Origin of the sequence: Rahnella contaminans (assembly GCF_011065485.1) — a bacterium.
GTDB classification, from domain to species: Bacteria; Pseudomonadota; Gammaproteobacteria; order Enterobacterales; family Enterobacteriaceae; genus Rahnella; species Rahnella contaminans.
The window spans coordinates 211,968-226,359 of the sequence record NZ_JAADJS010000002.1; the positions used below are offsets into that span (position 1 = coordinate 211,968).

14 protein-coding genes are annotated in these 14,392 nt (G+C 53.2%); 12 read left to right on the top strand and 2 right to left on the bottom strand.

The genetic code is table 11. The features are described 5' to 3' along the window. Nucleotides 1–4: 4 nt before the first annotated feature. On the bottom strand, nt 5–1,048 hold the full coding sequence (gene rsmC / locus GW579_RS10180) for a 16S rRNA (guanine(1207)-N(2))-methyltransferase RsmC (protein WP_152325213.1): 1,044 nt from the start codon (nt 1,046–1,048) through the stop codon (nt 5–7). 114 nt (nt 1,049–1,162) lie between these two features. Between rsmC and GW579_RS10185 the strand changes: the two genes are divergently transcribed. From GW579_RS10185 to deoD, 11 genes are all read left to right on the top strand, one after another. Beyond that, nucleotides 1,163–1,576, top strand: a complete 414-nt coding sequence (locus GW579_RS10185; RefSeq protein WP_152325212.1) for a DNA polymerase III subunit psi — start codon at nt 1,163–1,165, stop codon at nt 1,574–1,576. Continuing rightward, nucleotides 1,545–1,988, top strand: coding sequence for a ribosomal protein S18-alanine N-acetyltransferase (gene rimI, locus GW579_RS10190; RefSeq protein ID WP_152325211.1), 444 nt, complete (start codon nt 1,545–1,547; stop codon nt 1,986–1,988). The genes GW579_RS10185 and rimI overlap by 32 nt, the downstream gene beginning before the upstream one ends. A gap of 146 nt (nt 1,989–2,134) precedes the next feature. Next, nucleotides 2,135–3,724: a peptide chain release factor 3 gene (gene prfC, locus GW579_RS10195; protein ID WP_165058939.1), complete on the top strand. Its 1,590-nt coding sequence runs from the start codon at nt 2,135–2,137 to the stop codon at nt 3,722–3,724. 433 nt (nt 3,725–4,157) lie between these two features. Then, nucleotides 4,158–4,748: a molecular chaperone OsmY gene (osmY, locus tag GW579_RS10200; protein ID WP_152325209.1), complete on the top strand. Its 591-nt coding sequence runs from the start codon at nt 4,158–4,160 to the stop codon at nt 4,746–4,748. Between the two features lie 311 nt (nt 4,749–5,059). Then, nucleotides 5,060–5,221: a DUF1328 domain-containing protein gene (locus tag GW579_RS10205; RefSeq protein ID WP_013577105.1), complete on the top strand. Its 162-nt coding sequence runs from the start codon at nt 5,060–5,062 to the stop codon at nt 5,219–5,221. A gap of 283 nt (nt 5,222–5,504) precedes the next feature. Further along, nucleotides 5,505–6,617: a patatin-like phospholipase family protein gene (locus GW579_RS10210; protein WP_235937376.1), complete on the top strand. Its 1,113-nt coding sequence runs from the start codon at nt 5,505–5,507 to the stop codon at nt 6,615–6,617. Continuing rightward, on the top strand, nt 6,614–7,402 hold the full coding sequence (locus tag GW579_RS10215; protein WP_152325207.1) for a TatD family hydrolase: 789 nt from the start codon (nt 6,614–6,616) through the stop codon (nt 7,400–7,402). Before GW579_RS10210 ends, GW579_RS10215 begins: the two co-directional genes overlap by 4 nt. A gap of 538 nt (nt 7,403–7,940) precedes the next feature. Then, entirely contained in the window at nt 7,941–8,720 is a 780-nt protein-coding gene (gene deoC, locus GW579_RS10220) for a deoxyribose-phosphate aldolase (protein ID WP_152325206.1), read from the top strand. 90 nt (nt 8,721–8,810) lie between these two features. Further along, nucleotides 8,811–10,139, top strand: coding sequence for a thymidine phosphorylase (gene deoA, locus GW579_RS10225; protein ID WP_152325205.1), 1,329 nt, complete (start codon nt 8,811–8,813; stop codon nt 10,137–10,139). An 88-nt stretch (nt 10,140–10,227) separates the two neighbouring features. Next, the gene (gene deoB / locus GW579_RS10230; RefSeq protein ID WP_152325204.1) at nt 10,228–11,451 is read left to right on the top strand and encodes a phosphopentomutase; all 1,224 of its coding nucleotides are present in this window, start codon (nt 10,228–10,230) and stop codon (nt 11,449–11,451) included. Between the two features lie 83 nt (nt 11,452–11,534). Beyond that, nucleotides 11,535–12,254 (top strand): purine-nucleoside phosphorylase, encoded by a 720-nt coding sequence (gene deoD / locus GW579_RS10235; RefSeq protein WP_101075083.1) that lies wholly within the window; start codon nt 11,535–11,537, stop codon nt 12,252–12,254. A 216-nt stretch (nt 12,255–12,470) separates the two neighbouring features. Here deoD and GW579_RS10240 read toward each other — a convergent pair whose 3' ends face one another. Beyond that, the gene (locus GW579_RS10240; protein ID WP_152325203.1) at nt 12,471–13,259 is read right to left on the bottom strand and encodes a YtjB family periplasmic protein; all 789 of its coding nucleotides are present in this window, start codon (nt 13,257–13,259) and stop codon (nt 12,471–12,473) included. 150 nt (nt 13,260–13,409) lie between these two features. On the opposite strand from GW579_RS10240, the gene serB reads away from it, so the two are divergent. Then, entirely contained in the window at nt 13,410–14,375 is a 966-nt protein-coding gene (serB, locus tag GW579_RS10245; RefSeq protein WP_152325202.1) for a phosphoserine phosphatase, read from the top strand. Nucleotides 14,376–14,392: the final 17 nt, after the last annotated feature.

Below are 14,392 nucleotides of genomic sequence, written 5' to 3' on the forward strand. Positions count from 1 at the left end.
CGGATTAACGCTTTTTCTTTGGATCACGCGGCGGACGGCCACGTACTGCTTTGTACACTTTGAAACGGCCATTTTGTGCCAGCACTTCATGGCTGCCAAACGTGTCATCCAGCAGCGCGGCGTAAGGCAGGAAGGCGTTAGCCACAATGCGCAGTTCGCCGCCGATATTCAGATGGCTGACCGCGCCACGGATCAGCTGCTCAGCCGCCGTCAGGCTGGTTTGCAGACCTTCGTGGAATGGCGGGTTGGAGATGATCATGTCAAAACGACCGGCAATGTCGGAATAGACGTTGCTGGCGATCACTTCGCCCGGTAAATCATTGGCGGCCAGTGTGGCGCGGCTGGCTTCGATAGCGGCTGCGCTCACATCGCTCAGCGTGATTTTCATCTTCGGCGAGTATGTCGCCAGCACTGATGCCAGAACGCCGGAACCACAGGCCACATCCAGCACTTTGCCTTTAACAGGTTCTTCGAAGCTGTTGATCAGCAACAGGCTTCCGCTGTCCAGACCTTCACGGCTGAATACGCCCGGCAGGGTTTTGATGGTCACTTCTTCGACCATGTACTCATCCCACCAGCCATTTGCATCAAATTCAGGCTGTTTTTCCAGACGCCCGTGGTACAGGCCGCAACGGCGCGCGCTGTCGACTTTACTCAGTTCGCACAAGCCTTCCAGCGTGGTTTCCGCGCTGCGAACGCCACTGCGGTTTTCACCGATGACAAAAACGTCGATACCGACCGGCAGCTGTGACAGCAGGTTGAAAAGCTGGAATTTGGCTTCCAGCTTGCTCTTCGGCCAGTAATACACCAGCACATCGCAAGGCGCGATCAGGTCTGCGTCGGCCAGTAAGCCGAACTGCACGTTGTCGCCCAGCGTTTTGCTGAGCATCTGCCAGTGGTGATACATATTGGTGTGAACGCGGACTTCTTCGGCGTCGAGTTCAGCAGGCAGGTTATCTTGTAAGTCGCCGGCGAACAGGACGCGGCGGCCTTCAAATTCTTCGCTATGGCGCAGTATGACTTCGCTGGCCGGAGTTAATGCAGACATCAGGGTGTGGCTCCTCAGGAATGTAACGCGCGATTATAGAGGTTTATTGGCGCATGTTCGATGTGTTTGCTAGCATAGCCGGGCTTTTCGCTATTCAACGGGCAGGGATCAGGCATGGCATCCAGACGAGATACACTGTTACAACAACTGGGCATTACCCAGTGGACGCTGCGCCGGCCTGCGGTTTTGCAGGGTGAAGTCGCCGTGAGCCTGCCTGCGGAGACAAAATTATTGATTGTCGCCGATGTGCCGCCCGCTGAAGATGATCCGCTGGTGCGCGATGTGCTCCGCAGTCTGGCACTGGCTGAACCGCAGGTTTACCGCCTGACGCCGGAACAGGTAACCATGTTGCCGGAAGACACCCGCTGCAATATCTGGCGACTGGGTTTGAGCGAACCGCTTACGCTCGCCGGTACGCAGTTATCCAGCCCGGCTCTCGCCGGGCTTTATCAAGACGCCAGCGCAAAACGCGCACTCTGGCAGCAGATCTGTGAAAATGAACAACATTTCTATCCTGACGCCCGCTGATCTTCCCCGCGCACTTGAAATTGAACAGGCCAGCCATGCTTTTCCGTGGACGGAAAAAACGCTCGCCAGCAATCAGGGCGAACGCTATCTGAATCTCAAAATCATGCGCAACGACGTGATGGCCGGTTTTGCTATTACGCAAATCGTTCTTGATGAAGCCACGCTGTTCAATATTGCCATCGATCCGGCATTTCAGCGTCAGGGCTTAGGCCGGGCCTTGCTGGAAGACGTCATCCAACAGATTGAGAAAAAAGACGTTTTCACGCTCTGGCTGGAAGTCCGCGCCTCCAACGCAAAAGCCATCGCGTTATACGAAAGCCTGGGCTTTAACGAAGTCTCCATCCGCCGTAACTATTATCCCGCCGCACAAGGCCGTGAAGACGCGATTATGATGGCGCTGCCGCTGGGTTAGCACACAAAAAAACCATTGATTGCCCATCCCGTCTAAATCAGTGAAAATAGCCGGCTATAACTTTTATTACCGCTTTGCCTGACGTCACCTTCTGACGTGAAGTGAATCCCGATGCAGGGCGGACCAACCGCAGAAACGTGAAAAACATGTCTCCAAGTGAATACGCCCTTGAAGTGGCTAAGCGCCGCACATTTGCCATCATCTCTCACCCCGATGCCGGTAAAACCACCATCACCGAAAAAGTTCTGTTATTCGGACAGGCAATCCAGACCGCCGGTACGGTAAAAGGCCGTGGCTCCAGCCATCACGCCAAATCCGACTGGATGGAAATGGAAAAGCAACGTGGTATCTCCATCACCACGTCCGTGATGCAGTTCCCGTACAAACAGTGTCTGGTTAATCTGCTCGACACCCCGGGGCACGAAGACTTCTCCGAAGATACTTACCGTACCCTGACCGCCGTTGACTGCTGTCTGATGGTGATCGACGCCGCAAAAGGTGTCGAAGACCGTACCCGTAAGCTGATGGAAGTAACGCGTCTGCGTGATACACCGATCCTGACTTTCATGAACAAACTCGATCGTGACATCCGTGACCCGATGGAAGTGATGGACGAAGTGGAGCGTGAGCTGAAAATTGCCTGTTCTCCGATTACCTGGCCGATCGGCTGCGGTAAATTGTTTAAAGGGGTTTATCACCTCTATAAAGATGAAGTTTATCTGTATCAGACCGGTAAAGGGCACACCATTCAGGAAGTTCGCGTGGTCAAAGGTCTGGATAATCCTGAACTCGATGTCGCTGTCGGCGAAGATCTGGCTGCGCAACTGCGTGATGAACTGGAACTGGTGCAGGGCGCATCGCATGAATTCGACCACGAAGCGTTCCTGCAGGGCGAACTGACGCCGGTGTTCTTCGGTACCGCACTTGGCAACTTTGGTGTTGACCATATGCTCGACGGTCTGGTGGACTGGGCGCCTGCGCCGATGCCGCGTAAAACCGATCTGCGCGAAGTCAAAGCCGATGACGAGAAATTCACCGGTTTCGTGTTTAAAATTCAGGCCAACATGGATCCCAAACACCGTGACCGCGTGGCGTTCATGCGTGTGGTATCTGGTAAATATGAAAAAGGCATGAAGCTGCGTCAGGTGCGTACCGGCAAGGACGTGGTGATTTCTGATGCACTGACCTTTATGGCTGGCGACCGTTCGCACGTTGAAGAAGCTTATCCGGGCGACATTATCGGTCTGCATAACCATGGCACCATTCAGATTGGCGACACCTTTACTCAGGGTGAGAACATGAAGTTCACCGGCATTCCTAACTTTGCCCCTGAACTGTTCCGTCGTATCCGTCTGCGCGATCCACTGAAACAGAAACAGCTGCTGAAAGGGCTGGTGCAGCTTTCTGAAGAAGGCGCGGTGCAGGTCTTCCGCCCGATTTCTAACAACGATCTGATCGTCGGTGCGGTCGGTGTTCTGCAGTTTGAAGTGGTTGTGGCGCGTCTGAAAAGTGAATACAACGTCGAAGCAATCTATGAGTCGGTGAACGTTTCTACCGCCCGCTGGGTAGAATGCAACGATGTTAAGAAATTCGAAGAATTTAAACGCAAGAACGAAACCAATCTGGCGCTCGATGGTGGCGATAACTTAGCGTATATCGCCCCGACGATGGTGAACCTGAATCTGGCTTCTGAGCGTTATCCGGAAGTGAAATTCCGCAAAACCCGCGAACATTAATCTTCGTATCATCCGGTTTTGAAACAGAAAGACGGCAAGGTTGCCGTCTTTTTTTTCGCCATTTTTCTGTTAAAAGTGATTTGCCTCGCATTTTTCCCTGCTCGTTTTATCGCCTCTTTGCCTGAAAAATGGGCGCAAACTGCCTCAAACCCTAAGACTTGTCTGCATTAGGGGCCTTATTCGACGATCTTCCTACACATCTGATCATTCTTGACTATATTAAATGTGTGTTCAGGAAACGGTGGCTTAAAGCACTGCTTTAAAGTCACGCAACAGAGAGTTGTATCGTGAGGCGATAAAAAGCCAGAACAAAACAATGTACTCTGCTACAAGGAAAGTAAAAACAGCAGCAATACAATTTGTTATAAGGCGTCACCAAGAATGTGACGTGCAGAGCCGAAAGCAAGGCTTATAAACCGAAAGGAAGAAATCGATGAAAAACTCTAAATTTGCCTATTCAATGATGGCCGTAGTACTGGGTACCGCACTGATGAGCGGTAGCGCTTTGGCTGCAACGACTACAGATAGCGCAGGTGCAAAAATCGATAGCTCCATGAAGAAAGTTGATAACTACATGGGCGACAGCGCCATCACAGCGAAAGTAAAAAGTGCTCTGGTGGATGATAAAGCCATCAAAAGCAGCGACATTTCTGTCACTACCACTTCAGGCGTTGTCACGCTGAGCGGCTTTGTCGGCTCACAGGCTGAAGCGGAACAGGCTGTTGCAGCAGCGACCAAAGTGGAAGGTGTGAAATCTGTCAGCGACAAACTGCACACCAAAGACAGCAAAGATCAGAGCGTGAAAGGGTATGCCGGCGACAGCGCCACAACAGCGTCTGTCAAAGCTAAACTGCTGGCCGATGACATCGTCCCTTCACGTAACGTGAAAGTTGAAACCACTGACGGTGTGGTACAGCTCTCCGGTGCAGTGAAAGATCAGGCACAGTCTGACCGTGCAGAAAGCGTTGCGAAAACTGTTGATGGCGTGAAAAGCGTCAAAAATGACCTGAAAGTCGCACCGTAACGATCCTCTGTTATACCTGTTGTACAAGGTGCCCTCCGAAGGGCGGGCGCCTCATCTTTGAATAACGCATAACAATATTTGTGTTGCCCGTGCAATATTCGGGATGGACATGTTTTGCCTGATGTCAGAAAAAAGATCGTGACTGAATCTCTAACACTTTAATTTTTCGACTACCTTTATTAAGTAAGCTGTTTTTTGTATCCGGTATACAACCGGTTAATAAAGCGTCAGAAAGGCAACAGTGAGTCCGGCCCGAAGCGGGGCACCACCTTTTAAACTGGCAAAGTGAAAATAGGGTAAAGGAGAAGCTTATGTTTCGTTGGGGCATTATTTTTCTAATCATCGCGTTAATCGCGGCGGCTCTCGGTTTTGGTGGTTTGGCGGGTACAGCTGCCTGGGCTGCAAAAATCGTCTTCGTAGTCGGTATCATTCTGTTCCTGGTCAGCCTGTTTACCGGTCGTAAACGACTCTGACCGCATCATTGATTTGATGCCAATAAGCGTTAATGAATGACATCGCCCCCTTCAGTGAAGGGGGCGATTCTTTTATGGGTACAGTTTGCCCGTTAACAGTACGTAACGATTTTATCGGCCAATTTAGGCAAGTAATTCACGCAAAACGAGAAGTCGGGGTATGCTCAGAAAGGAGGCCGGTAAAAGGCCAATAGTGTAATGCCGATTTTGCGAGGATAGCGCGTTGGGATACAGAATACCTGTCACGCTGGGGAATATAGAACCGCTGGCGTATAAACCTTATATGCCGGGGAAAATTGCCCTGGTTTGTGAAGGAGGAGGACAGAGAGGCATTTTTACCGCAGGCGTTTTGGATGAATTCCAGCGGGCTCGTTTTAATCCTTTTGATCTCTATCTGGGCACATCAGCAGGCGCGCAAAACCTTTCCGCGTTTGTTTGCGGCCAGCCCGGTTACGCCCGCAGAGTCATCACCCGCTACACCACCAGCCCTGACTTTTTCAACCCTTTGCGCTTTGTGCGTGGCGGACACCTTATCGATCTCGACTGGCTGGTCGATGAAACGTCGAAAAACATGCCCCTGGCGATGGAAAGTGCAGAAAAACTGCTGATCGACGGCCGTGAGTTTCTGATGTGCGCCTGCCGTAGCGATGATTACACGGCCAACTATTTTGCGCCGACGCGTGAAAACTGGTTGCCGGTGATCAAAGCGTCCAGCGCGATCCCCGGTTTCTACCGCATGGGCGTGGATCTGGATGGTATCAGCTATCAGGATGGCGGGATCAGCGATGCGATCCCGGTTGAGGAAGCTTACCGCCGCGGCGCAGATACCATTGTGGTGATCCGCACCGTGCCGTCGGCGATGTTCTACACACCGCAGTGGATGAAACGGATGGAGCAGTGGCTGAGTGAAAGCAGTCTGCAACAGCTGGTGCGCATGATGCAGCATCACGAAGAAAGCTATCACCGCATTCAGCAGTTCATTGAAAATCCGCCGGATGATGTGCGCATTTTCGAAATCTTCCCGCCAAAACCGCTGGCCAGCCACGCGCTGGGAAGCCGTCTTCCTGCGCTGAACCAGGATTATCATCTCGGCCGCCGTTGCGGACGTTATTTCCTTTCTGCTGCTGCGCACTGGCTGATGCCGCGCGAAAACGAACGGCCTTATCCACAGATTACTCCGCGCGTTAGCCGTCCAAAACGCATCGTGGTGCCGCAGGACGAGCCGGAGAATGTGATCCCGCTGGCCGCCGCCAGCAGCACAATCGAGCAGATTATTCTCGATCCCGCCGTGCTGACGGATATGGTCGCCGATGGCGGCGTAGTCCGTCCGGCGGCGATGAGCGACAATGCGCCGGCTGAGAGTCATTTTCCGGCCAGCGAAGGTGATAAGTTGTGAGTTTCACGTTCATCGATACGCATTGCCATTTCGATTTTCCGCCTTTTACCGGCGCAGAAGCGGACAGCCTGCGTCTCGCCGGTGAATCGGGTGTCCGCGAGATTATCGTGCCTGCCGTGACGGCAGATCGCTTTCGCGGCATTCTTGCGCTCGCCAAAAATCACCCGCAGATCCACGCCGCGCTCGGGCTGCATCCTTTATATATCGCGCAGCACAAGGATCAGGATGTCGAATTGCTGGAAGCGTTGCTCAGCCACCGTGATGCGCGGCTGGTGGCAGTAGGCGAAATCGGGCTGGATTTATACATGGAAGACCCGATGTTTGAGCAACAACAGCGGTTGCTTAAAGCTCAGTTTTCCCTGGCAAAAAAAGAGAATCTGCCGGTGATTTTGCATTCACGCCGCAGCCACGATCAGCTCGCCGCGATGTTACGACAGGCGAAACTGCCCGCGACCGGCGTGGTACACGGTTTTGCCGGAAGCCTTTCTCAGGCGCAGGCGTTTATTAAACTCGGTTATGCGATAGGCGTCGGCGGAACGATTAGTTACGAACGTGCGCAGAAAACCCGTCAGGTGATGGCGCAGTTGCCACTCTCTTCTTTACTGCTCGAAACCGATGCGCCGGATATGCCGTTGCAGGGTTTTCAGGGACAACCTAACCGGCCGGAACGCGCCGCGGTGGTGTTTGATGTGTTATGCCAGTTGCGTACAGAATCTGCGCAGGAAATCGCCGATACGTTGCTCGCCAACACCCGCCGGGTCTTTCAGTTATCTGCACGGCAGTAATTCGTTATACTTTTTGTGATTTAAATAACATTTTTATTGCCCGGCATTTCTTGCTGTCTTTGGATTGTTCGCTGTGGTGCGATTTATGTTCTCTTTAAAATGTTATTATTATAACATTGGCCACAAGATCGCCGGTCGGCGTTCTCTGTATATCCGCCTGAACTTCGCTTGTCATGAATCGGGTATACACTCTTATCTGGTTTAGACGCTGAGCATAGCGCCGTTAAAGTGTGACTTGGGTCTCATTTTAATAAGCAACGTTGCAAACGGTTTTCATTTTGTGTGAAATACTGCACACAGGAACCTGATGTGACGTGTTCAAATAGTCACAACGAATTGGCATCAGCCAATCAAAGCGCGGTGAGAAGGATCTCAGTTGCCACGTAAGCCACAGGGTTTACGCACGCTATCTTCATGGAACCAAGTCCGCTCGCCAACGTGCAGAATTCTTTCCCCCGATGTTAACCGCCGGAATGAATTCATGACTGTATGCTCAGTTCTGGCCGGTCGCTGGAATTGAAAATTGTTGGAGAGTTATATGACCGATTTAACCGCCGCAGCGCAACGTGCGCTGAACCTGATGGATTTAACCACGCTGAACGAAGACGACACCGATGCAAAAGTGATCGCCCTTTGTCACCAGGCAAAAAGCCCGGCAGGTAACACCGCTGCTGTCTGTATTTATCCTCGTTTTATTCCTGTTGCCCGTAAAACCCTGCGCGAGCAAGGAACGCCGGACATCCGCATTGCGACCGTGACGAACTTCCCACACGGTAATGACGATCTCGACATTGCGCTGGCAGAAACCCGCGCAGCGATTGCTTACGGTGCCGACGAAGTTGACGTGGTATTCCCGTACCGCGCGCTGATCGCCGGTAACGAGCAAATCGGTTTTGAGATGGTTAAACAGTGCAAAGAAGCCTGTGCAGCCGCAAATGTTCTGCTGAAAGTGATCATCGAAACCGGTGAGCTGAAACAGGACGCGCTGATCCGCAAAGCCTCCGAAATTGCTATCAAAGCAGGCGCTGATTTCATCAAAACCTCAACCGGTAAAGTGCCTGAAAACGCAACATTGCACAGCGCTGAACTGATGATGAGCGTGATTGCTGAAATGGGCGTGGGCAAAACCGTCGGTTTCAAACCGGCCGGTGGCGTCAAAACCGCTGAAGATGCTGCGCAATATCTGGCACTGGCTGACCGCCTGCTGGGTCGCGAATGGGCTGATGCACGTCACTTCCGTTTCGGCGCTTCCAGCCTGCTGGCAAGCCTGCTGACCACTCTCGGTCACGCTGGCCAGAAAGCCACCAGCAGCTATTAATCACCGTTGTTATGCCGATGCCGTGGCGCTGTTTTGCAGCGTCCGGTATTGGCGTTCACATTTAGCGTTCAGCTCAGGCAGGGGGATACCTTGTTTCTCGCACAAGAAATTATTCGAAAAAAACGTGACGGCCAGCCTTTAAGCGACGAAGAAATTCGTTTCTTTGTGAACGGCATTCGCGACAGTCAGGTTTCAGAAGGTCAGATTGCCGCACTGGCAATGACCATCTATTTCAATGATATGACCATGAAAGAACGTGTTTCGCTGACCATGGCGATGCGCGATTCCGGCACCGTGCTGGACTGGAAAAGCCTCAACCTGAACGGCCCGGTTGTAGATAAACATTCCACCGGCGGCGTGGGTGACGTGACCTCCCTGATGCTGGGCCCGATGGTGGCAGCCTGTGGCGGTTATGTCCCGATGATTTCAGGCCGTGGCCTCGGTCATACCGGCGGTACGCTCGATAAACTCGAAGCGATCCCGGGCTTTGATATTTTCCCGGATGACAGCCGTTTTCGCAGCATCATCCAGGACGTTGGTGTGGCGATTATCGGCCAGACCAGCTCGCTGGCACCGGCGGACAAACGCTTCTACGCAACGCGTGATATCACCGCGACCGTGGATTCTATCCCGCTGATTACCGCATCGATCCTCGCCAAAAAACTGGCCGAAGGGCTGGACGCGCTGGTCATGGACGTCAAAGTGGGCTCCGGCGCGTTTATGCCGACCTACCAGCTTTCAGAAGATCTGGCACAGGCGATTGTGGATGTGGCAAATGGCGCGGGTTGCAAAACCACGGCGCTGCTGACCGACATGAATCAGGTGCTGGCATCAAGTGCCGGAAATGCGGTGGAAGTGCGCGAAGCCGTGCGCTTCCTGACCGGCGAATACCGCAATCCGCGTTTGCTGGAAGTCACCATGGCGCTGTGCGTTGAAATGCTGCTGTCCGGTGGACTGGCAAAAGATGACGCTGATGCCCGCAGCAAATTGCAGGCGGTGCTGGATAACGGCAAAGCGGCTGAAGTTTTTGGTCGCATGATTGCGGCGCAAAAAGGCCCGACCGATTTCATCGAAAATTACGACAACTATCTGCAACAGGCGACGCTGAGCAAACCGGTTTACGCCGAAACAAACGGCATTGTCAGTGCGATGGATACCCGCGCGCTGGGCATGGCGGTGGTGTCACTGGGTGGTGGTCGTCGTCGTGCCAGCGATGCTATCGATTACAGCGTCGGTCTGACCCACATGGCGCAACTTGGTCAGCAGGTGGATACCCGTCAGCCACTGGCGATGATCCACGCGAACAGTGAAGCGGCCTGGCAGCAGGCAGCGCAGGAAGTGCGCGCGGCCATTGTCCTGAGTGACAAAGCGCCGGAAAGCACGCCGGTGGTTTATCGCCGGATCAGCGGCAAAGCTTGATTTCAGGCTGAATCGCCCCCATTTAAGAGTGATCAGGTGCGCGGCAGTTCCGCGTGACCCAATGCGTAACCATTCGCAGGAGAGCAAAATGAAACGTACATTTATCATGGTGTTAGACTCATTCGGTATCGGTGCCAGTGAAGATGCCGAGCGCTTTGGCGATGCCGGTTCTGACACATTGGGCCATATCGCGGCTGCCTGCGCGCGTGGCGAAGCCGACAAAGGTCGCAAAGGGCCGCTGAATCTGCCGAACCTGACCCGTCTTGGGCTGGCGAAAGCCGCTGAAGAATCCACCGGAAAAATCCCGGAAGGCATGGACGGTAATTCTGAAATTACCGGCGCTTATGCTTATGCGAGCGAACTTTCCTCCGGTAAAGATACCCCGTCAGGCCACTGGGAAATCGCCGGTGTGCCTGTTCTTTTCGACTGGGGTTATTTCAGCGATACCACCAACAGTTTCCCGCAGGAACTGCTGGATAAGCTGGTGAAACGCGCCAATCTGCCGGGCTACCTCGGCAACTGCCACTCATCCGGCACCGTCGTGCTGGACGATTTAGGCGAAGAACACATGAAAACCGGCAAGCCGATTTTCTACACCTCTGCGGACTCCGTTTTCCAGATTGCCTGCCACGAAGAAACTTTCGGGCTGGATCGCCTGTATGAACTGTGCGAAATCGCCCGTGAAGAACTGACTGAAGGCGGTTACAACATTGGCCGTGTTATCGCGCGTCCGTTTATCGGCGACAAAGCCGGTCATTTCGAGCGTACCGGTAACCGTCATGATTTGGCGGTGGAGCCACCGGCACCGACCATCCTGAAAAAACTGGTTGATGAGAAAAACGGCCACGTAGTTTCCGTTGGTAAAATCGCGGATATCTATGCGCAGGTCGGTATTACAAAAAAAGTGAAAGCCACCGGGCTGGACGCGCTGTTTGACGCGACCATTAAAGAGATGAAAGAAGCGGGTGATAAGACAATCGTCTTCACCAACTTTGTTGATTTCGACTCTTCTTACGGCCACCGTCGTGATGTTCCGGGCTATGCCGCTGCGCTTGAGCTGTTCGACCGCCGTATGCCGGAACTGCTGGAGCTGGTGAAAGAAGATGACATTATTATCTTCACCGCTGACCACGGTTGCGACCCGACCTGGCGCGGCACAGACCATACCCGTGAGCACATTCCGGTGTTAATCTATGGTCCTAAAGTAAAACCGGGCTCGCTGGGCCACCGTGAAACCTTCGCGGACATCGGGCAGACGGTCGCGAAATACTTCGATCTGACGCCGATGGATTACGGTAAATCCATGCTGTAACGATTAGAATGCGCGGCCAGTAAAGCTTACTGGCCGCGTTTTTATTATGAACATGACACCTCGCAGAATTAAGGAATAAGAAGATGGCAACTCCACACATTAATGCTGAAATGGGCGACTTCGCTGACGTAGTGCTGATGCCGGGCGATCCGCTGCGCGCCAAGCACATCGCGGAAACTTTCCTTCAGGACGTTAAGCAGGTGAATGACGTGCGTGGGATGCTGGGCTTCACCGGCACCTACAAAGGCCGCAAAATCTCTGTTATGGGCCACGGCATGGGCATTCCTTCCTGCTCAATTTATGCCAAAGAGCTGATCACCGAATTCGGCGTCAAAAAAATCATCCGTGTGGGTTCCTGCGGCGCGGTACGTGAAGACATCAAACTGCGTGATATCGTGATTGGCATGGGTGCCTGCACCGATTCCAAAGTGAACCGCATGCGTTTTAAAGATCACGATTACGCGGCTATCGCGGATTACGACATGGTGCGTAACGCTGCTGATGCGGCAAAAGCTAAAGGCATTAATGCCCGCGTTGGTAACATCTTCTCCGCTGATCTGTTCTACACGCCAGACCCGCAAATGTTCGACGTGATGGAAAAATACGGCATTCTGGGTGTGGAAATGGAAGCCGCCGGTATCTACGGCGTGGCAGCTGAATTCGGCGCAAAAGCGCTGACCATCTGTACCGTTTCCGACCATATCCGTACGCACGAACAAACCACTGCCGCTGAACGTCAGACGACCTTCAACGACATGATCGAAATCGCGCTGGAATCCGTTCTGCTGGGCGACAAAGAATAAATTCTGCATACATTGCAGAAACTGAAACGGGCGCCGATGGGCGCCCGTTTTGCTATGCAATTTTCTATTCATCACTGAGCTGCTCATATCTGAACTTGTGGATTTACTGCGTCATGCAGCCTGACGGCAAAAGAGATTACTGAATGCCTGCACATCACCCAGCCCACGCTATCCAGGTGGAAGAATTAATATTGCCTGTTCAGCGGCTGGCCTGAATCACTTAGGCCGGCTGCGTTTCAGACTGCGGTAAGCGGCCTGAGCCGCTTCTTTAGTTTGTGCTTCGGTTGCGGGTTTTGCCTCGGCAACTTCGGCTTCCGGTTCAGGAATATTCAGCACCGGCGGAGGGCCGAATTCGTCCGTTTCCTCTTCCTGCTCGTCATCTTCTTTCACTGGTTTACTGGCGGTCAGCAGGAATGGCGATTGCTGCCAGCGCGAACGGCGTCCTTGCAACAGTGTCCGAGCCAGAATAATGCCCACACCCAGTGCGGCGAGCATCATCAGACGCAACAGATTGGTGGTGTTATCGACCTGCTTCGATTCCGTTGCCAGAACATGCGTATCGAGCGTGATGCGCAAAAATCCGCTCGGACCATTTTTATCTTCTATCGGCACCACAATCTGATGATTGAAGTAGCTGCCCGCGCGTTTGCCGTCCAGCGATAACCGGTCGCGAACCGGCACCTGTTCGCCCGCATGGGCCACCAGGGAGCCGTCGGATTCATAAACGCTGGCATCAAGAATGCGACTGCCATCGGTAAGCTGACTCAAAATAGTGGAAATTTGCGCGATATCAGCGCCATCATTGTCGCTGTCCATCAGTGGCGCGAGTGAAAATGCCACCTGCTTCGCGAGTGTCTGGGCGAGTTGCTCTACCTGAGTGGAACGTGCCAGTTGATGTCCCAGGCTGAAATAGGATGCGCCTTGCATCAGAATGACTAATAACGCCAGGCTTATCAGTACGATAGCAGCGCGGTGCAGGCGAAATTTAAGTTTGGCCTTGGCCATTCTGTTTCCTTGCGATTTTCGATGACTTTAATGTTGCCAGAAGAGGTGACGATAGGGTAGCTTGATGCCTCGTTTTACCCGGCGTTACCTCTGCCTTTTGACTCGTTTTACGAACCGTCGTTTATAACAAAACAATCTACCGGAGCCATCATGCCAAACAGTCTGACCTATTGCGATCTTCCTGCGGAGATCCACCAATGGCCGGGACTTCCCCTTTCACTGAGCGGTGATGAAGTCATGCCACTCGATTACCGGGCGGGACACACCGGATGGCTGCTCTATGGTAGAAAACTGGATAAAACGAGCATTACGCTTTTCCAGCGCCGCTTAGGCCGTGCTCTGGTGATTGTCAGTGCATGGGCAGTGGAAGGTTATCAGGTTGTTCGTCTGGCGGGTTCACTGACCTCCGACGCACAAGTTCTGGCCGAATCTTTTGAATTCGATGTCGCCCAGCTGGGAAAAGTGCCTTACCTGCGAACGCCTGGCCTGCTGGTTATGGACATGGATTCTACCGCGATTGAGATTGAATGCATCGACGAAATTGCCAAACTGGCGGGCGTCGGAGTGCAGGTGGCCGAAGTCACCGAACGTGCGATGCGCGGCGAGCTGGATTTCTCCGCCAGCCTGCGTCAGCGCGTTGCGACGCTCAAAGATGCCGATGCCGGGATCCTTGAGCAGGTGCGTCAGACATTACCGCTGATGCCGGGCCTGACCGTGATGGTTCAGCGCTTGCAGGAAGCGGGCTGGCACGTGGCGATTGCGTCCGGGGGTTTCACGTATTACGCCGAATATCTGCGTGATCGGCTGAATCTGGTTGACGTGGCGGCGAATGAGCTGGAAGTCCGCGAGGGTAAGCTGACCGGACGCGTGATCGGGCCAATTGTTGATGCCCAATACAAAGCCGATACGCTGCTAAAACTGGCGGAAAAACTGGGCATTTCTCAGGAGCAAACTATCGCAATCGGCGATGGCGCCAACGATCTCAAAATGATGGCCGTTGCGGGGATGGGCATCGCTTATCACGCGAAACCGAAAGTATATGAACAGGCTGCCGTTTGCATCCGTCATGCCGATTTACTCGGTGTTTTATGCATCCTGAGCGGCAGTCAGTCTTAATAAAAATAAAGAGGTAA